At 59.7% G+C, this 18,542-nt stretch carries 12 protein-coding genes, 1 rRNA gene and 2 pseudogenes; 5 read left to right on the top strand and 10 right to left on the bottom strand.

Annotation, left to right across the window (positions count from 1 at the left end; genetic code table 11):
- The first annotated feature begins 186 nt into the window (after positions 1-186).
- A 5S ribosomal RNA gene (rrf, locus tag CKW30_RS14505) occupies positions 187-302 on the top strand.
- Positions 303-368: 66 nt separating this feature from the next.
- Here the strand turns inward: rrf and CKW30_RS14500 are convergent.
- The 4 genes from CKW30_RS14500 to CKW30_RS14485 all read right to left on the bottom strand — a co-directional run bounded on the left by CKW30_RS14500 (position 369) and on the right by CKW30_RS14485 (position 5,714).
- Positions 369-1,547, bottom strand: coding sequence for a PepSY domain-containing protein (locus CKW30_RS14500; RefSeq protein ID WP_095181160.1), 1,179 nt, complete (start codon positions 1,545-1,547; stop codon positions 369-371).
- Between the two features lie 76 nt (positions 1,548-1,623).
- On the bottom strand, positions 1,624-4,125 hold the full coding sequence (locus CKW30_RS14495; RefSeq protein ID WP_095181159.1) for a TonB-dependent siderophore receptor: 2,502 nt from the start codon (positions 4,123-4,125) through the stop codon (positions 1,624-1,626).
- Positions 4,126-4,212: 87 nt separating this feature from the next.
- Positions 4,213-5,214, bottom strand: a complete 1,002-nt coding sequence (locus CKW30_RS14490; RefSeq protein WP_095181158.1) for a FecR domain-containing protein — start codon at positions 5,212-5,214, stop codon at positions 4,213-4,215.
- Entirely contained in the window at positions 5,214-5,714 is a 501-nt protein-coding gene (locus tag CKW30_RS14485) for a sigma-70 family RNA polymerase sigma factor (RefSeq protein ID WP_041479723.1), read from the bottom strand. The genes CKW30_RS14490 and CKW30_RS14485 overlap by 1 nt, the downstream gene beginning before the upstream one ends.
- 312 nt (positions 5,715-6,026) lie before the next feature.
- On the opposite strand from CKW30_RS14485, the pseudogene CKW30_RS27905 reads away from it, so the two are divergent.
- Together CKW30_RS27905 and CKW30_RS27900 are read left to right on the top strand one after the other, a co-directional pair.
- Positions 6,027-7,052 (top strand): annotated as a pseudogene (locus CKW30_RS27905) (cache domain-containing protein); the annotation flags it as partial.
- Positions 7,053-7,121: 69 nt separating this feature from the next.
- A complete protein-coding gene (locus CKW30_RS27900) occupies positions 7,122-7,907 on the top strand; it encodes a methyl-accepting chemotaxis protein (protein WP_371857553.1) in 786 nt (261 codons plus the stop codon).
- A 127-nt stretch (positions 7,908-8,034) separates the two neighbouring features.
- Here CKW30_RS27900 and CKW30_RS14475 read toward each other — a convergent pair whose 3' ends face one another.
- From CKW30_RS14475 to CKW30_RS14455, 5 genes and pseudogenes are all read right to left on the bottom strand, one after another.
- The gene (locus tag CKW30_RS14475; RefSeq protein WP_095181156.1) at positions 8,035-8,502 is read right to left on the bottom strand and encodes an SRPBCC family protein; all 468 of its coding nucleotides are present in this window, start codon (positions 8,500-8,502) and stop codon (positions 8,035-8,037) included.
- 22 nt (positions 8,503-8,524) lie between these two features.
- A pseudogene (locus CKW30_RS14470) lies at positions 8,525-11,917 on the bottom strand (amino acid adenylation domain-containing protein).
- Between the two features lie 10 nt (positions 11,918-11,927).
- Positions 11,928-12,857, bottom strand: coding sequence for a diiron oxygenase (locus CKW30_RS14465; protein WP_095181155.1), 930 nt, complete (start codon positions 12,855-12,857; stop codon positions 11,928-11,930).
- Positions 12,854-13,630 (bottom strand): DUF3050 domain-containing protein, encoded by a 777-nt coding sequence (locus tag CKW30_RS14460; RefSeq protein ID WP_095181154.1) that lies wholly within the window; start codon positions 13,628-13,630, stop codon positions 12,854-12,856. Before CKW30_RS14460 ends, CKW30_RS14465 begins: the two co-directional genes overlap by 4 nt.
- A 701-nt stretch (positions 13,631-14,331) precedes the next feature.
- Positions 14,332-15,042, bottom strand: a complete 711-nt coding sequence (locus CKW30_RS14455) for a GntR family transcriptional regulator (RefSeq protein ID WP_056786898.1) — start codon at positions 15,040-15,042, stop codon at positions 14,332-14,334.
- A 196-nt stretch (positions 15,043-15,238) separates the two neighbouring features.
- Between CKW30_RS14455 and lapG the strand changes: the two genes are divergently transcribed.
- Together lapG and lapD are read left to right on the top strand one after the other, a co-directional pair.
- Positions 15,239-15,931 (top strand): cysteine protease LapG, encoded by a 693-nt coding sequence (gene lapG / locus CKW30_RS14450; protein WP_056786901.1) that lies wholly within the window; start codon positions 15,239-15,241, stop codon positions 15,929-15,931.
- Between the two features lie 14 nt (positions 15,932-15,945).
- Complete coding sequence (gene lapD, locus CKW30_RS14445) at positions 15,946-17,892, top strand: cyclic di-GMP receptor LapD (protein ID WP_056786903.1); 1,947 nt, start codon at positions 15,946-15,948, stop codon at positions 17,890-17,892.
- 209 nt (positions 17,893-18,101) lie between these two features.
- Here lapD and CKW30_RS14440 read toward each other — a convergent pair whose 3' ends face one another.
- Entirely contained in the window at positions 18,102-18,440 is a 339-nt protein-coding gene (locus CKW30_RS14440; RefSeq protein WP_016772279.1) for a hypothetical protein, read from the bottom strand.
- Positions 18,441-18,542: the final 102 nt, after the last annotated feature.

Below are 18,542 nucleotides of genomic sequence, written 5' to 3'. Positions count from 1 at the left end.
CATCCCGAACTCAGCAGTGAAACGATGCATCGCCGATGGTAGTGTGGGGTTTCCCCATGTGAGAGTAGGTCATCGTCAAGATTAAATTCCGAAACCCCAATTGCGAAAGCAGTTGGGGTTTTGTTTTAGTAGAAGTTCCTGTTTTTGCTGGCGTGTTACCGTGTTGACGGGCCAGATAAAGAATTTCTTGACGACCATAGAACATTGGAACCACCTGATCCCATCCCGAACTCAGAAGTGAAACGATGTATCGCCGATGGTAGTGTGGGGTTTCCCCATGTGAGAGTAGGTCATCGTCAAGATTGAATTCCGAAACCCCTGTCTGCTAACGCAGACAGGGGTTTTGTCATTTAAGCGTGTACGAAAGATCATGCCGTTCTGCGAGTCTTGCTGCTGCGTCTTGCCCGCCACTTGCGCCACCAGATATAAACGCCCGTCCCTGACAACCCCGCAATCAACACACCCAGTACCGCGATCATTACCTGCCCTGTCACCCCGATGATCCGTCCCCCATGTATGGGCAACTGGAGTCGATAGAACTGCTCTCCAAGCGTGCCCTGTCCCGCGACCTCCTGTCCCAATAATCGGCCATCGGTACCGTGAAAGAACAACCAGGATTTACCGTGAGCGTCCGTATCGTGCTGTCCAAATCCTGCGCCGTAGAAGTTGTACTCAAAGCTGTAATACAACTCGCCGATCGCGGCCGTCAGTCCTAATCGTTCCCCTTCCTGCAATGCCCTTTCGTACGCCTGTTGATAGCTCAACTGTGTCGTCCCCAGTTGATTGGCGGGCATTCGTCCTCTGGCTTCATAAACGCTCGGCTCGATGGGCGAAAACAAAGAAACCGCAGGCTTGAACACTTGGCTCGGCAAGTTCATTGCTACGCTGCTGACGGCGATCGGTAACAGCAGTAGCCACAACCACAATCCTCCGGCGCGATGCAGGTCGAAGTTCAAGCGGTAGGCATGCCCGCCTTTGACCTTCCAAGCAGTCGCCCACTTCTTCCAGAAGGGCTTGCCGCGCGGCAAGGTCAGGAACAATGCGACAAAGCAGTCGATCACCCACGCGATCGCCACCCCACCCATCAACAGCAATCCCCAGTTACCCGGCAATGTCAGGTTGTAGTGAAACTCCAGAATGAACGGGATGAAGTTCTCCCGCTGAAAACAGCATTCACCCCAGTAGCGCGCGCCTTTTTGCTCCGCGCTGATCGGGTCCAGATAGAACACCTGATTGCGCTCATCGAACGGCTGGCCCGTCGCCGGATCTTTACGCGGAACGGCCGCCAGCAGCGCCGTATGCCCCGCCTCCTGCGGATACTCCATGTACCAGACTTGCAGTTTCGGATGTGCAGTTTGCACCGCCTCTACCAACGCGCCGGGCGGCAGGCGCTCACCCACTGACGTCGCTTTATAGAATTGCGGATTCAGCCATTCATCCAGTTCATGATTGAACGCCAGCACACTGCCTGTAAGGCCCGCCAGCAATAGAAACACCGCAATGGCCAGGCCGATATATCGATGCAATAAAACCAGAAACGCACGCATACAGAACACCCCCGAAGAAACGACAAAGCCAGCCCCTGATATCAGGGGCTGGCTTTTTTATGCACAGGACACGGCTTTAGAACTGATAGCTGACGGTCGCCGCTACGTTGCGTTCTTCGCCCATGTAGCAGAAGTTCAGACTGGCGCAGGACGCGACATAGGATTCATTGGTCAGGTTGTTCGCATTGAGCCGTACATCCACTCCTTTCAAGCCGACCTTGCCCAAGTCATAACCAATCGAGGCATCGAACAGCGTGTAAGACGGCACCTTCATTGTGTTCTCCGCATCGGCCCAGCTGTAGCCGACATAGCGCACCCCACCACCCAGGCGAAGACCATCAAGTGCGGCGCTGTCGAATTTGTAGTCAGCCCATAGCGAGGCCATGTGGCGCGGCGCTTGAGTCGGCGAGTTGCCCTTGTTCTCGATGACATCGGTCGGCGTGCTCAAGGTGCTGATCATCGATTTGGAATATTCGATGTCGGTGAAGGTGTAACTGCCGAGCACTTTCAAGTTATCGGTCAGTTGCATGTGCGCTTCCAGCTCCAGACCTTGCGAGCGTACGGCACCGACCGCGCGATAGAAGTTTTCCTGCGGCAGTTTGGTCGCGAGATTTTCCTGGTCGATGCGGAACAGCGAGGCGGTGAACAGGTTATCGGTGCCCGGCGGCTGATACTTCAAACCGACTTCCCACTGTGTGCCATCGGTAGGGGCGAGTGGATTACCGGCGCTGTCGGCATAGGAGTTCGGGTTAAACGACTCGGAGTAGCTGATGTATGGCGCCAGACCGTTATCAAACAGATATAAAGCGCCGGCACGCCCAGTGAGTTTCGTGCGCCGATCATTGATCTCTGTACCAACCGGACGCCCCGCTTCGGCGATGCGGTTTTCATCGGATGTCTCGACCCAGTCCTGACGCAGGCCCAGCGAGAAGCGCCACTTGTCCATCTCGATCAGGTCTTGCAGGTACACACCGGTCTGTTCGAGGCGACGCAGATAGCTGGTGTCGCCATACATTTCGATCGCCGAGTTGCCGTATACCGGATTGAACGCATTGATCGGCGCCAGTCCACCACTGGTCCAGTCGACCACGGTTTTGCGCCGTTGATAATCCGCGCCCATCAGGACTGTGTGCTTGGTCGCGCCGGTGAAGAATTCGGCCTGCAACATGTTGTCGACGATAAACGCATGCAGGCGCTCATCACCGCCGGTGTAATAGCGGTTCAGTTCATTGCTGGTCGGGGTGGTCCAGCCATAGGCGTAGACCTGATCCATGTTCACTTTGGAATCGAGATAGCGGAAGTTCTGCCGGGCGGTGAAGACATCGTTGAAGCGATGTTCGAACTGATAGCCAAACGACTGCTGGTCACGGGAGTAGCCATCGATCCCCGGCTCGCCCTCGAAGAAGCGCGGCGAGATGCGCTCGCCATTGCGCTGATGGACTGTGCCGTCCGCCGGAACGCCGCCGTGATAGCCGCCGTCCGGATCGTGCTGCAGATAGGCTTGCAGAGTCAGCGAGGTGTCTTCGCTGAAATCGACGCTCAGCGTCGGCGCAAGGGCGAAGCGTTTTTCCTTGTTATGGTCGAATTGCGTGTCGGACTGATCGCTTAGTCCGGTCAGACGATAGGCAATGCGCTTGTCGTCATCGACCGGACCGCTGAAGTCAAAACCAACCCCACGCTGGCCTTGCGTCCCCACCGTGGCTTGCACCTGATGGTAGGCCTCATACAACGGCTTTTTGCTGGTCAATGCGACCAGGCCTCCGGGCGAACTGCGGCCGTACAGTACGGACGACGGGCCTTTGAGAATGTCCACACGCTCAAGGAAATACGGATCGACCTGCATGGTGCTGTAGGTGCCGCTGTCGCCCATCGACTTGAGGCCGTCGAGGTAGATGTTGTCCACCGAGCCGTCGTTGAAACCGCGCATCGCCACGTAGTCGTAACGGTGCGTAGCGCCATACGGGTTGGTCAGCACGCCCGGGGCGTAGCGCATCGCTTGCGAGACGGTCTGCGAGCCTTGGTCATCCATTTGCTCGCGCGTGACCACCGATACGCTTTGCGAGGTTTCCAGCAATGCGGTACTGGTCTTGGTGGCGATCTGGCTGTGCGTGGCGTTGTAGCCGGCCATGCTGCCCAGCGCGTTGCCGAGGGCAAAACCTTTGATATCAGTGGTCGGCAAGGCCAGAGCTTCGCTTTCAGCGAGTGGGCGCAGAATGTAGCTGCTGCCGTCCTGGCTGACGGCTTCCAACCCTGAGCTGCCGAGCAAATGGCTCAAGGCCTGGTCGGTCGAATATTCACCCTGCACGCCGGGTGATTGCTGACCTTGAGTCTGTTGCGGTGTCATCGCCAGGGTGATACCGGCCTGCCGGGCAAACTGATTCAACGCCTCGCCCAATGGCCCGGCAGCAATGTTGTAGCGGTGGCTGATCTCGGTGCCGGTGTTGGCGGCCAGACTCAGGCTCGGTAACACGCTGACGCCCAGCGCAGTGGACAACAGCGCTGCCCGAACCGCATGGCGCAGCAGTGTCGATTCTGCAGTGAAATTCAGAGGGTTCTTACAAGTGGCGCGGACAGTCATTGTGGATTTCCGTAGGCAGTCGCGGGGGCTGAGTTGAAGTGCTTACTGACTAAGCCGGACTGCCTGCGAAAACCCGCCAAAAAATGTTCAGACCGCACGCTCCAGAGTCACCCACCAGCGGGTGCGATAACGCAATTGCACCGGCAGCGTCTGCGGCAGGACCGCCAGCAGCCTGTCGGTGTCCTCCAGACGGAACACCCCAGAGAGGCGCAAGTCTGCGATATCCGCCGCGCAACTCAGAAAACCCGGGCGATAACGGGCGACTTCAGCAAGAAAATCACCCAGGCGCATATTGCGCGTGACGACCAAACCGTCGAGCCAGGCGCCCGCATCCATATCCGGCGTCGGCGCTGCGCGCAAACCGCTTTGGTCGACCAGAAAACTTTGCCCGGCGAGCGCTTCGAGGGAATGACCGCCAGCGCGAACCAACACTCGGCCGCGGGTAACGCTGAGCCGCGTGCACTGATCGTCCTGACGCAAAATGAAACGCGCGTCGAACGGTTCATAACTCCCGTGGCGATTCTGTATGCGCAGCGGTCGATCGGCCGCCGCGCCTTCGTCAGAGCCACCGCAGGTAACGATGATTTCGCCACGGGTCAGTTTGATCAGGCGCTGCTGCGCGGTGTAATCCAGGTCCACGGCGCTGGCGGTATTGAGTTCGATGCGCGTGCCGTCGGGCAACTGGAAACCGCGCCGTTCGCCGGTCGCCGTCGCGTAGTCGGCGCTCCATTGCTGCCAAGCGGCGCTGTCCTTGGCCAGCCACGCGGCGGAGCCCATCAACAGCGCGCCCGACAACAACTTCAAGGCCTGGCGTCGGCCCAGCCCCTGCGCACTGTTTTCCAAGGTATTGAAAGCGACCTGCGCACCCGGCACGGCGCGCAGACTGGAGCTCAATTCGGCTTGCAGCGACTGTACCCGCTGCCAGGCGATTTCATGTTCGTGATGCTCGGCGCGCCACTGCTCGCATTGGCGAGTCAGCCGCGAATTGCCGTGGTTATTGCGCAGCCGCAGCAGCCAGTGAATCGCTTGCTTGACCACGTGTTGACGCGGCTCGACGCGGCGACCGAGTGAGAGATTATCCACAGGCATCAGCTTTCATATCGCAACACATAGCAGTGATACAGCGCATCGGCGACGTAGCGTTCCACTGAACGTACCGACACGCCCAACTGCTCGGCGATCTGTTTGTGAGTCAAACCTTCGCACTGCGCCAGGAGAAACGCCTGACGCACTTTCGGCTTCAAACCCTCAAGCATGCGCGCAATGCTTTCCAGCAGTTCCAGCACCAACGCGCGCGATTCGGCGTCAGGTACTTCGCCTTCAGGCAAATGAGCAATGGTTTCCAGATAGGCCCGCTCGATTTCCTCGCGGCGCCAATGATCGATCACCAGGCCGCGCGCGATGGTCCGCAGGAAAGCGCGAGGCGCTTTGAGTTCGAGGCGTTCAGTACGTTGCAGCAGGCGCAGGAAAGTGTCCTGAGCCAGATCCGCCGCATCCGCTGCGTTGCCCAGCCGCGCGCGCAGCCAAGCGTTGAGCCAGCCGTGATGACTACCGTAAAGCGCCTGTACGACCAACTCAGGTGAAGACATGACCACGCCAGCCCGAACGTCACAAATGATAATTAGTCGCATTGTCATCAAGGGTTACAGATTTTGCAACCGTCGTCCCTATGGCGGTTGTGAAAAATTCCCTCGCAGCCGCTCTGGCACGCCGTTCGGCGGGAATCCTGTCCTAAAACCGTCCATTTCTCACGCGGCCCTAAGATTTCTCCGCCGTTGGCCGACAGACTGGTGAGAAATGCGTGCACCAAAGTAGAGCGGCCAGAAGAACGCTGCCTGCGCTGTACATGGAATGTTGCAACCGGAACGCATCCCCACTTTTGGCATAAGAAGTCCCATGAAATGAATCTCAAGTTCAGCCATAAAATCCTCCTGGCCGCTTCGGGCGTCGTCGTCCTGGCGTTCGCGTTGTTCACGCTCTACAACGATTACTTGCAGCGAAACACCATTCGCCAGAACCTGCAGTCTTCCGTGCAGCAGGCCGGTGACCTCACCGCCAGCAGCGTGCAGAACTGGATGAGCGGACGGATTCTGGTGCTGGAAAACCTCGCGCAGAACGTTGCCCATCAAGGCAGGAATGCCGACTTGCCGGGTCTTGTCGATCAGCCGGCCTTCACGTCGAACTTCCAGTTCACTTACGTCGGCCAGGCCAACGGTGTCTTCACCCAGCGCCCCGATGCGAAGATGCCGGACGGTTACGATCCGCGTCAGCGGCCTTGGTACAAGCAGGCCGTGGCCGCCGACAACACCATGCTGACGCCGCCGTATATGGCGGCAGTCGGCGGCTTGGTGGTGACCATCGCCATGCCGGTGAAGAAGGACGGTGAATTGCTCGGTGTGGTCGGTGGTGACCTGAGCCTGGAAACCCTGGTCAAGATCATCAACTCGGTGGACTTCGGTGGCCTCGGCCATGCGTTTCTGGTCAGTGCAGACGGTCAGGTGATCGTCAGCCCGGACAAAGACCAAGTGATGAAAAACCTCAAGGACATTTACCCGAATACCAGCGTGCGCATCGAGAAGGGCAACCAGAATGTCGTGCTCAACGGTCAGGAGCGCATTCTCTCGTTCACCCCGGTCAGCGATCTGCCGAATGCGCAGTGGTACATCGGTCTGTCGATCGATCGCGATAAGGCCTACGCCGCACTCAGCCAATTCCGCACTTCGGCGTTGATCGCCATGTTTGTCGCGGTCGCGGCGATTGCTTTGCTGCTGAGCCTGTTGATCAACGTGTTGATGCGTCCGCTGACCACCATGGGCCGCGCGATGAAAGACATTGCCCAGGGCGAGGGCGATCTGACCCGGCGTCTGGTGGTCGAGAGCAAAGACGAGTTCGGTGAACTGGGCAGCGCGTTTAACCAGTTCGTTGAACGGATTCACGCATCGATTTCCGAAGTGTCGTCGGCGACTCGTCACGTTCACGACTTGTCGCAACGGGTGATGGCGTCGTCCAACGCTTCGATCGTCGGTTCCGACGAGCAAAGTGCGCGCACCAACAGCGTCGCGGCGGCGATCAATCAGCTGGGCGCCGCTACTCAGGAGATCGCGCGCAACGCGGCGGATGCTTCGCAGCACGCCAGTGGCGCCAGCGAGCAAGCTGACGACGGTCGTCAGGTGGTCGAGCAAACCATTCAGGCGATGACCGAGCTGTCGCAGAAAATCAGCCTGTCGTGCTCACAGATCGAAACCCTGAACGCCAGCACCGACAACATTGGCCACATTCTCGATGTGATCAAAGGCATCTCGCAGCAGACCAACCTGCTGGCGCTCAATGCTGCCATCGAAGCCGCACGTGCCGGTGAAGCCGGGCGCGGTTTTGCCGTGGTCGCCGATGAGGTGCGCAACCTTGCGCATCGCACCCAGGAATCGGCGGAAGAGATCCACAAGATGATCACCTCGCTGCAGGTCGGCTCGCGTGAGGCGGTGAGCACGATGAACGCCAGTCAGGCGTCCAGCGAGCAAAGCGTGGAAGTGGCGAATCAGGCCGGTCTGCGTCTGGTCAGCGTGACCCAGCGCATCGGCGAAATCGACGGTATGAACCAGTCGGTGGCAGCTGCGACTGAAGAGCAGACTGCGGTGGTGGAAACTCTCAACGTCGACGTCAACCAGATCAACCTGTTGAACCAGCAGAGCGTGGCCAACCTCAACGAAACGTTGAAGGATTGTGATGCGTTGTCGCAGCAGGCGAACCGGTTGAAGCAGTTGGTCGACAGCTTCAAGATCTGATTCACAGATCGCAGACCGCGTTATCGTTCTTCGCGAGCAGGCTCGCTCCCACAGGGAAAATGCATTCCAAATGTGGGAGCGAGCCTGCTCGCGAAAGCGGCGGTTCAATCACCGCCAAACCGATGCCTTAAACAAACAACTTCAAGACATTGCCCATCGCATCATCGGCAAACCCCTGCACAAAATCCTTGAACCCCGGCAACGCCTCTTCCCCACCGGAAGCCGGTTCGGCAATGATCGTCCAGGTTGCTCGCGACTTCCCTTCGCTCAGCGATTCCACCTGCATTGCCGCCCACAGATTCGCCACCCCCAGGGTGTTGTAAATCGTCGTCCAGGTCATGCACTGTGCTTGGTCATCGCGCGAGTTGAGCTGTTCGACCACGACGTTGCCGTCCTTGAAGATTTTCTTGCGCAGCGAAGACACGCCCTCGCCGGTCATTTCGGTGTGTGACAGCGCCGGAATGAATCGATCGAAGCCAGCGAAATCGCCAACGACCGCCCAGACTTGTGCCGCGTTCGCCGGCACTTCCTTCGACGACACAACGTGGCAGCCTTGCGGGTTTTTGATCAGGGTGTCGGGTTGCAGATTGCTCATGGTGTTGCTCCTTTTGGATGAGTCAGATGAAGTTGATTTCTTTCAGGTAGTCGCAGCCGCGACGCAGCAGCGCCGGGGATTTCTGCGGGTAGTGCGCGCCCATCTGCTGCACGCCGGCCTCGGCGTTGGCGTGGCCGATCAGCGAGATGTCGCCGATGTCTTCTTCAAAGCCGTTGAGGTAGAAACCGAGCACGCCGAACAGCGCGTTGTCGGCGTCGACCCGGTTCAGTTGCTGCTGCCAATCGGCGACGCTGACCAGCGCAAACTCGCTGCCGGTTTCGCGGAACGACGCGACGTAGGCATCCCAGCTCAGCGGCTCGGGATTGTGCAGATTGAACACCGCGCGATCAGCTGAATAACGGCTGGCATGGAAGGCGATGAAGCGGGCGAGAAAGTCCACCGGCATCAGGTCGAAATTCAGCGCAAAGGCCGGAACCTGACCGAGCTGGATCGAGCCCTTGAGCATCAGCATCAAACGGTTCTTGTGAGGCTGGCAAACGCCGCTGAGGCTGTTGAAGCTGATGTTGCCGGGGCGATACAGATTGACCCGTACACCCCGCTCGCGCGCCCGCTCAAGGATGCGTTCGCCGACCCACTTCGACAGGTTGTAGCCGTTGCGAATGTAGATCAGCGGCGTCGCGGCGGCGGGCAGTTCCAGCACCCGACCGGCATCATCCACGGTGCTGGATGCCGACAGGGTCGAGACGAAGTTGAAGACCTTCTTACTGCGCCCCTCGCACAGCTTCAGCAGGGCGAAAATCGGCTCGACGTTGTCCGCCGCCAGGGACTCGTAATCGAGCACGTGGTTGACGTTGGCGGCGTTGTGTACCAGTGCACCGAACTCGCGGTCCAGGCGCTGATAATCCTCATCGCCGAGACCCAGTTGCGGACGGCTGATATCAGCTGCGTAAACCCGCACACGACTCAGGTCGAGGTGCTCCAGACGGTTTTCGCGCAGTGCCTGAGCGAAGCGTTGCGCCGCCGTTTGCCCGGCGCTATCTGGCACCAGACAGGCCACCTCGCTGGCGCCCCAACCGAGCAGCGCTTCGACGATGTGCACGCCGACAAAACTGTTGGCACCGGTGACGATGACCTTGTGCACATCGCCCATGCGGCTGATCGGCAACGGTTCGATATCAAGCTCGCGCTCGGCGTCGGCCATGGCTTGGGCGCTGAGTACCGCGCTGTCGTCGGTGCCGCGCACCAGCGTCGCCAGTTTGCTGATGGTCGGCTGTTCGATGAAGCGATTGATCGAAATGCTTCGGCCGAATTCCTCACGCAAGCGCAGCAACATCCGCGACAGCAGAATCGAATGACCACCGAGATTGAAGAAGCTTTCGTCAGTGGAAATGTCGCTGGTCGGCAGCTCCAGCAATTCGGCCCAGATCTCCAGAAGCAGCGCTTCGTCAGCATTGGCCGGCAGGCATTTCGCAGCGCTGTCCTGCACCGTCACCGGCAATGCAAGCAGCGCGTTGCGATCGACTTTGCCGTTGCTGGCGAACGGCATCTGCGCCAGTTCAGTCCACGCTACCGGTTGCATGTAGTCCGGCAGAAACTGCCGGGCGTGAGCCTTCAATTCGTCGCGGGCAGTCTCGATTTGTGGCTGGGCGATAAACGCCAGAATGCGTCGCTGACTGTCGATGACCACGGCAATCTGCCGATACAAGCGGCTCTCGCGCAGGCAGCGCTCGATCTCTTCCGGCTCGACGCGAAAGCCACGGATTTTCACCTGATTGTCGCGCCGCCCGCACAGCTCGATACCGTGCTCGCCCCACTTGGCCATGTCGCCGCTACGGTAGGCGCGCAGGGTTTCGCCGCCGGGCAGTGACAGGCTCAGATAACGCTCGGCGGTCTGCTGCGGATTGTTCAGGTAACCGAGACAGACACCGGGGCCGACGATGAACAGTTCACCGACGGTTTGATCGGGCACCGGTTGCAGATCGTCGTCGAGAATCAGCACCCGACTGTTGGCGATTGGCCCTCCCAGCGTGCGGTTGCTGTCGCCCGGTTTGAGCTGGCGCGCGGTGATCAGCACGGTGGCTTCGGTCGGGCCATACAGGTTGTGCAGGGTGCCTTGGCGGGTCAGTTGCTCGATGACGTACGGCTCGCAGACATCACCGCCGGTCATCACCTGCACGCCCTCCAGTTGCTCCAGTGGCAGGATGCTCAACAATGCCGGCGGCAGGAAGGCGTGGGTCAGTTGCCGTCGGCGAATCAGCGCAACCAGCTGCAATGGATCGCGGCGCTGGGTGTCGTCGGGCACGACCAGTTCCGCCCCTGCGAGCAGGCTGGGGAAGATGTCGATCAGCGACGAATCGAAGCTCAGCGATGAAAACTGCAACACCCGACTCTCGGCGCGCAACTGCACGTAGTCGGCGTACCACGCGGTGAAGTGGGCGAGATTGGCCTGGCTGAGCAGCACGCCTTTCGGATGCCCGGTGGTACCCGAGGTGTAGAGCGCCATGCACGGCGCATCGAGCTCCGGGCGGTGCTGCATCAGCGGCCGGTCGAGAGCGGCGTTCGGCGCTTCGATGCCACTGACATCGAGCCCCGCTATCGATTCGCTGAGCGCCTGCTGTCCATCGTGAAGCAACAGCACCGCGCCGGCGTTTTCCAGGATGTATTGCTGGCGCGGCAAAGGATGGCTCGGCTCCAGCGGCAAGTACACCGCGCCGCTTCCGAGAATCGCCAGAATCGAGGCGAACAGTGCCGGGCTTTTGCCTTGGCAGACAGCGACCACCCACGGCTGCGGATGTTGCTCGAGCAAGGGCAGCAGGCGCTGTTGAATCGCGCGGCTGTGGGCGTGCAGTTGCTCGTAGCTGATGGTCTTCCCGCCAACATGCAGCGCCGGTCGTTCCGCATATTCGATCAGGCTTTGTCGCAGGCGCTCGATCAGCGGGATCTGCGCTTATTGCAGCAGCGCCGGATTTGCCGTGTCGTTGAGACGGTGGACATACGCCAGTTTGTCGAGAAACAGCAGATCTTCCAGCCGTTCGAAATCCGGCGCTTTGAGGGCCGGGGCATGCCTCAAATAATCGGCATCGCGGGAAAAGCGGCTGACCAGCAACGCCACTTCGTCGACCACATGGGCAAGCGCTCGTTGGCGTAGCGACTGACCGTTGCCGGACGGCTCATCGCCGATGGGTACGCGGCTGATCAGCGACGAGCCGAGGAAGCACAGCAAGTCGAGGGTCGGCAGGCCGCCATGGTCTTGCGCGGCGACACCCAGGCGCAGGTGCAGATGCGGGATCGCGCAGAAATCGCCGGCAGCGATAAAGCCATCGTCGATGATCAGATCCACCGCCGTTTGAGCCACGCCGCTGCGGGTCACAGCATGGCCATGCTGTTCGAGCTCCCGGGCCAGATCGGTCATGGCCTGGCTGGCGCCGGTGAGCAAAATGTCGAGACGTTTCATGTCGGCCTCCTCAAGCCAGATAGTCGCGCAGGGCGTGCTGCACGCACGGTGTGTCGAGCAGCGAGCTGTTGTGGAAAAACCTGACGATGTTGCCCACCAACGGGTGGTGGCGATTGATCGGGAAGGCCAGTCCGGCGATTTCTTCGCGCAGACAATGGCGCGTGGTTTCGCTGACCGGCAGCGCATCGATCAGGCGCAAATCGAAGGATTTCTGGATATCGTTGGTCAGGTAATGGCCGATGAACACCGGCAGAATCTGCGCGATGGTTTCGCGGTCCGCGTCGCTGGCGGTGTGCCAATAGATGCGCACCATGCGCGCCCAGAAACTCGAGTGGCGACCCTCGTCAAGCAAGTGGTCGGCCATCAGGCCCTTGATCGACGGCTTGACCGAATCATCGCGGGCGAACGCCGCGACATCGCCGGTCACGGTGTTTTCGGCGATCGCCACGCAGATCAATTCCACCGCGCTGCGCAGGTGTTGCGGGGCCAGCGCAACAGCGGCGGGAATCGCCCGGCTCAGCTCGATTTCATCGGGCAATTGAATCGGCTCGATACCGGTCAGCGCGACCGTCTGCTGCATGAAATCCATGGCCACCAGCGCGTGGTAATCCTCATCGACCACCACGGTCATCGCGTCGTAACGACAGGCGAACGGGAACGCCACGGCAAAGCGATTCTTGGCGATGCTGCGGGCGGTCTTGTCGACGATTTCGGTCTCGAAAATCACTACGTCATTGATGAATTTGTACAACGTCTGCACCAGGGCGAAATCATGTTGTTGCGGGCATTCACGCAGGAAGGTTTCGCTGAGCACCAGCGGCTGGCGGCTGAGTGGATAGATCAAGCGCTGATCGTCTTCGAGCAACCGCCGTGGACGGGTGCGGATGGTCGCGCGGCTTTCCCAGGCCTCGGCGAAGGATTGATAGTCGGCAGCGTTCATTGGGCCACCTCGGCAACTTCCACGCCCATGCTCAGGCGCAGCCCGTCCCATAGGGCGATGCGGCTTTCCACGGCGGCGATGGCGCTGGCGTAAACCTCGGCTGCGCGCTGCGGATCGCCGTCCACCAGACGCTCCAGCAACTGTTCGGCGGCGGGGCCGTGATCTTCGGAATCGACTTCGATATGCCGTTGCAGGTAGTAGCGGAAGGTCGGCGCCTGTTCGATGCCGATGCCCCAGTCATCGAGGATGCGCTGGAACATTGTCGGAATGACGCTCTCGCGACCATGCAGGAACGCGGCGGCAACGCTGTGTCCCGGCGCCTCCAGGGCAATGCGCAAGGTATCGCGGACAAACTGCGCGGCCGCCGGGTCGACGTCGACGCTCTGCAACGCGACGTCATAACTCACGCCTTCCTGCTGCAGGGCGACAAAGCGCTCTACCGCCGTGGTGCTCGCGCCGATTTCGCGCATCGCATCCAGGTACAACTCGAAGTGGCTGTAGTGGCCGGCATCGAGGCGATCGTCCGATTCCTCGCCCAGCACGATCTCGTTGATCAACCGAGCGGCGTGGGGATCGCGCGGCGGCAACCAGGGTAAACGCGTACAGGTCAGTTCCTGTTGCAGGCGCTTGGTCAGCGACATGAAGTCCCATACGGCAAATACATGAGTTTCCATGAAACGACGTAATACCGATAACGAAGTAATCTCGGAAAAGATCGGGTGAATACTCAGTTCGGCTTTCTTCAGGGCGAGTTGCTGCTTAGTAGGCATCATGATGTCCTTTATCATTGATATGAAGTGCACGGTTCTTTGTAATTGCTTTAAACGGTCGAGCAAGTTGGGTAGGAACTTGTCCGGGCAATAGCTTGATTGCGCTGTAACGCCGTTGCGGCGCCACGGTTGCTACATCTGCTGCGTAAGGTATGCCGCGCTGAACGGCGACGTTCAAACCTGGCGAGAGAAAAACTAATACAGGGCAAATGTATTTAACAAGTTTATTTTCAATTATTTTAAGTTGGTTGTTTTTTGAATATGAGAGTGGCCGATAAAACTTTCGGATCAAGTTTTATTTGGGCGTGGTTACTCCTTTCGGCTAATAACGGCCAAAATCGATAACAAGAGTGAATGCCTCACTCGAAGCAACTTTTTAAACAAGGGAAGTTTATGAATTCAAAGGGGGCGAAAGTTGGCCGGGACCGGCGCCATGACTTCCTGTTTCCCGTGACAAGGCTCCTTCCGTAGGTTCCTGTTGCGGGGACTGTGCCGTCAGGGCGGCGCGTCCCCGTTCTGTAGGGGTGGCGCTGGAAGAGTGCGGGTAAATTGCCGTCACGGCTATTACCGATTGGTCATCGGCGGGCAGCGGAAACGCGTCGGCAGGGTCGGGGCGGTCGCCAGCGGGCACGCCGATCCGCTGCCAGACCCGGCAGCAGAGCGGTCGCGAAGATTTGTAAGGGGATTATTCGACGTACGAGATATCAGCGTGCGGTGTGGCGCTTCTGTGCGGCGGGAGTCGCGAGGTAGCGGGTGATGACCTCGACGCCACGGTTGAGGTGCTGCTCCAGCATTTCGAGCGAGCGCGGGATGTCCCGCTCGATCACGGCCTGGAGCATGGCGCGATGGTCATCCTGGGACAGCTTGCCCAGGCCCATGGCTTCCAGATTGAAACGCAGAAAACGTTCTTCTTCATTCAGACCGTCTTCCACCAGACGCAGCAGTCGCTGATTGGGCGCCTTGCTGTACAGGGCCATGTGGAACAGACGGTTGAGGCGGCCGATCTCGTTGTAGTCGTGCTGCGCTTCCAGTTCTTCGATGTAGCCGGCGGCGAGTTGATGCTCGGCCTCAGTCAGCAGCGGAATGGACTGCCGCAATGCCTCGGATTCGAGCAAAATGCGCAACTCGTAGGTTTCAGCGGCATCGCCCTGGATCAGCGGTGCGACTACGGCGCCTTTGTGCGTGGTGACGCTGAGCAGCTCCTGCGCTTCGAGCTGACGCAAGGCTTCGCGCACCGGCATGCGGCTTACCCCGAACAGATCGGCCAGATCCTGCTGGCGCAGCGCAGTGCCACAGGGCAGGCGGCCATCGAGAATAGCCGAGCGCAGGGTTTCTTCAATCACCGACCGGGCCAGATGCGCAGGAATCGGTCCTTCGACTTTGATGCTGTGCAGCGGTTTGGGCTTCTGAGTCACGGCAACACACCCTGTAGGTCGCAATATTTGGATCCAAATGACACTAGTGATTGCTCTACAGGTTGTCAAACCTTGTAAAACGTTGCGCGGCAATCTCAAGTCTAGCGTGTCTTCGATGATCTCACGGTGCCATTGTTTTTTGCCGGGCTAAGCTTCACCATCAAACGCTTTCTATCTGTCCTTCTGGAAACCTGCAGTGGCGGTACGTTTCGCGATCCCTCGGACCTTGCGCTGGCTTGGCTGCGCATTGCTGCTGGCCGGCGTCATGCTGGGCGGTCTGCACGCCGATTGGGATTTTTCCGCGATCAGCCGCAAGGCCACTGCTCTTTATGGGCCACTGGGCGCCGGGCAGCAGCGCATCGATGCCTGGCAGAATCTGCTGGCGACGCAGAAGCAGGCCAGTGAGATGGACAAGCTCAAAGTGGTGAACCTGTTCTTCAACAAGCAGGTGCGTTACGTCGAAGACATCGATCTGTGGCGCGAAGTGGATTACTGGGAAACCCCGATCGAAGCGCTGTGGAAGGGCGCCGGCGACTGCGAAGACTACGCCATCGCCAAGTATTTCAGCCTGCGCCATCTCGGCGTTTCCAGTGACAAGCTGCGCATCACCTACGTCAAGGCGCTGCGCCAGAACCGCGCGCACATGGTGTTGACGTACTATGCGACCCCCGATGCCATGCCGCTGGTGCTCGACAGCCTGATCGATCCGATCCAGCCGGCGGCGCAGCGAACCGATTTGCTGCCGGTCTACTCTTTCAATGCCGAAGGCCTGTATTTGCCCGGCGCCAAGGGCAACAAAAAGGTCGGCGACACCAAACGCCTGTCACGCTGGCAGGATGTGCTGAAAAAAATGCAGGCCGAAGGTTTCCCGGTCGAGACGACTAACTAGGAGCACGCGCTCAGATGTCTTTGTTCAAACAGCTGTTGATCGCTATCTGTCTGTTCCTGGTCGTGGCCTTCACCGGCAGCTTCATGGTCAGCCTGGAGAGCTCGCGCACCCAGTACGTCAACCAGTTGCGCTCCCACGCACAGGACGCGGCGACGGCGCTGGCGTTGTCGCTGACGCCGAATATCGACGACCCGGCGATGGTCGAGTTGCTGGTCAGTTCGATTTTCGACAGCGGTTATTACGCGAGCATCCGCGTGGTCGACGTGAAGACCGAGCAGACCATTGTCGAGCGTAGCGGTACCCCGGCGGTGAGCAACGTGCCGGACTGGTTCGTCAAATTGATCGGCCTCGAACCGGCTGGTGGCGATGCACTGGTCAGTCGTGGCTGGGAGCAGGCGGCGCGGGTCGAAGTCGTCAGCCATCCGATGTTCGCCGTGGCCAAGCTGTGGCAGAGCGCACTGGGCAGCCTTGGCTGGTTGCTGATCTGCGGTGCATTGAGTGCGGTGCTCGGCGCGCTGTTGCTGCGTCGGCAGTTGAAGCCCCTCGATTACATGGTCCAGCAGTCCCATGCGATTGCCCGCCGCGAGTTTCTCAGCCTGCCGGATCTGCCGCGCACGCCTGAATTGCGTCGCGTGGTGCAGGCGATGAATCAGATGGTCGAGAAGCTCAAGACGCTGTTTCAGGAGCAGGCCGAGCGCAGTGAAAAACTGCGTACCGAGTCCTATCAGGACAACCTCACCGGCCTGGCCAACCGCCGCTATTTCGAAATGCAACTGAACAACCGTGTGAGCAACCCGGAGCAGGCCAGTTCCGGTTATTTGCTGCTGTTGCGGGTCAAGGATCTGGCCGGGCTCAACCAGCGTCTCGGCGGCCAGCGTACCGACCAATTGCTCAAGGCTGTCGGTGAGCAACTGACCCGCGAGTGCGCCAGATATCCACAAACCCAGGACTTGGTCACGCGTATTCGCGGCGGTGAATTCGCCGTGCTGGCGCCGGGGCTGGTGCGTGAGGAAGCGCTGCAACTGGCGCAGAATCTCGACAATGCATTGAGCAGCCTGCATGCCACTGGCGCGACCGATGTGCCGGCGGTGGCTTCGATCGGGCTGGCGCCCTTCGCTCACGGCGACTCCCCGCAAGCGGTGCTGACACTGGGCGATCAGGCGCTCGCGCAGGCCGAAGGGCAGGGCGAGCAGAATTGGGCGTGTATCGATCAGAGTCTGGTGGCGGAGGTCGGTGATGACCATCACGCTTGGCATCGACTGCTGGATCAGGCCTTGAGTCAGCAGCGTTTCGAGTTGTATTTCCAGCCGGTGGTCGCCGCGCAGGACACGCAACTGGTGCTGCATTACAAGGTCCTGTCGCGCCTGCTCGACGAGCAGGGCCAGACCATTCCCGCCGGGCGCTTCCTGCCGTGGCTGGAGCGCTTCGGCTGGACCGCGCGGCTCGATCGGCTGATGCTCGAACGCGTGCTCGAGCAGATGAAGGGGCACGAGGATTCGCTGGCGCTGAACCTGTCCTCGGCGACGCTGGCCGACCCGCAGGCGCTGAACAAGGTCTTCGAGATTCTGCGCGCGCATTCCAATCTCGGCGCGCGTTTGACTCTGGAAATCGGTGAGGAGCAGTTGCCTGAACAGGCGGTGCTGGAGCAGTTGACCCGACGCCTGCGCGAGCTCGGTTTCTCGCTGAGCCTGCAACGCTTCGGCGGGCGCTTCAGCATGATCGGCAACCTGGCGCGGTTGGGTCTGGCGTATTTGAAGATCGATGGCAGCTATATTCGGGCGATCGATCAGGAGAGCGACAAGCGCCTGTTCATCGAAGCGATCCAGCGCGCAGCGCACAGCATCGATCTGCCGCTGATTGCCGAGCGGGTCGAGACTGAAGGGGAGCTGTCAGTGATTCGCGAGATGGGCTTGTATGGCGTGCAGGGGCAGTTGCTCGGTGAGCCGAAGCCTTGGGGGTGAGCCAATAAGCGCCCTCACCCTAACCCTCTCCCAGAGGGAGAGGGGACTGACCGTGGGATATTTACGAGATACGCCGACGTGCAAGAGCTCCACTGAATCCAAAATCGACTCGATCGCTCAGGTCGATGGATAGCGCAAGACACCTCGATCGGCCCCCTCTCCCTCAGGGAGAGGGCTGGGGTGAGGGTAAGCTTTGGATCCTGGGAGGATCAGATCAACCCACCCTCATCCTCATCGATCAACTGGCTCAACCCGCCCAACGCTTCACGTGCCTGGGTGCGGTCCATCAGTTTGGCCTGGGCCGCCGCTGGCAGGTCAGTGACGCGGATCACGCCTTTCTGGGTCAGCACCTGAATCAGGTCGTCGAGTACCCGAATCATTTCAAAGTCGCTCTGCTTGAGCTGTTTGAGGCTGTTTTCCACGGCTTCGTTGGCGTACCACGCCTGAATCTCATGGTTATCGGCGGGCAGCGTTTCCGTGGCCTCGGCGTACGCCGCAGCTTCCACGCGAATCAACTGGCCTTGCGCATCGCGTTGCACGTAAAACATTGAGCATCCCTCACAAATGAACAGCGTCATGCTGTCAGCAGCATAGCCAACTGCGCGCCAGTATGCGGGGCGCCGATGAAATCGTCACCGCTGCATTGCCCG

This window comes from Pseudomonas sp. Irchel 3F6, from assembly GCF_900187595.1.
Taxonomy (GTDB): Bacteria; Pseudomonadota; Gammaproteobacteria; order Pseudomonadales; family Pseudomonadaceae; genus Aquipseudomonas; species Aquipseudomonas siliginis.
The sequence above is the reverse complement of the archived record's forward strand: the minus strand, read 5'-3'. Positions and strand labels throughout refer to the sequence as shown.

What these genes read in the sequence shown, in the direction of transcription:
- CKW30_RS14500 (WP_095181160.1), bottom strand. Translation starts at nt 1,547, where the DNA reads ATGCGTGCGTTTCTGGTTTTATTGCATCGATATATCGGCCTGGCCATT.
- CKW30_RS14495 (WP_095181159.1), bottom strand. Translation starts at nt 4,125, where the DNA reads ATGACTGTCCGCGCCACTTGTAAGAACCCTCTGAATTTCACTGCAGAA.
- CKW30_RS14490 (WP_095181158.1), bottom strand. Translation starts at nt 5,214, where the DNA reads ATGCCTGTGGATAATCTCTCACTCGGTCGCCGCGTCGAGCCGCGTCAA.
- CKW30_RS14485 (WP_041479723.1), bottom strand. Translation starts at nt 5,714, where the DNA reads ATGTCTTCACCTGAGTTGGTCGTACAGGCGCTTTACGGTAGTCATCAC.
- CKW30_RS27900 (WP_371857553.1), top strand. Translation starts at nt 7,122, where the DNA reads ATGGCGTCGTCCAACGCTTCGATCGTCGGTTCCGACGAGCAAAGTGCG.
- CKW30_RS14475 (WP_095181156.1), bottom strand. Translation starts at nt 8,502, where the DNA reads ATGAGCAATCTGCAACCCGACACCCTGATCAAAAACCCGCAAGGCTGC.
- CKW30_RS14465 (WP_095181155.1), bottom strand. Translation starts at nt 12,857, where the DNA reads ATGAACGCTGCCGACTATCAATCCTTCGCCGAGGCCTGGGAAAGCCGC.
- CKW30_RS14460 (WP_095181154.1), bottom strand. Translation starts at nt 13,630, where the DNA reads ATGATGCCTACTAAGCAGCAACTCGCCCTGAAGAAAGCCGAACTGAGT.
- lapD (WP_056786903.1), top strand. Translation starts at nt 15,946, where the DNA reads ATGTCTTTGTTCAAACAGCTGTTGATCGCTATCTGTCTGTTCCTGGTC.
- CKW30_RS14440 (WP_016772279.1), bottom strand. Translation starts at nt 18,440, where the DNA reads ATGTTTTACGTGCAACGCGATGCGCAAGGCCAGTTGATTCGCGTGGAA.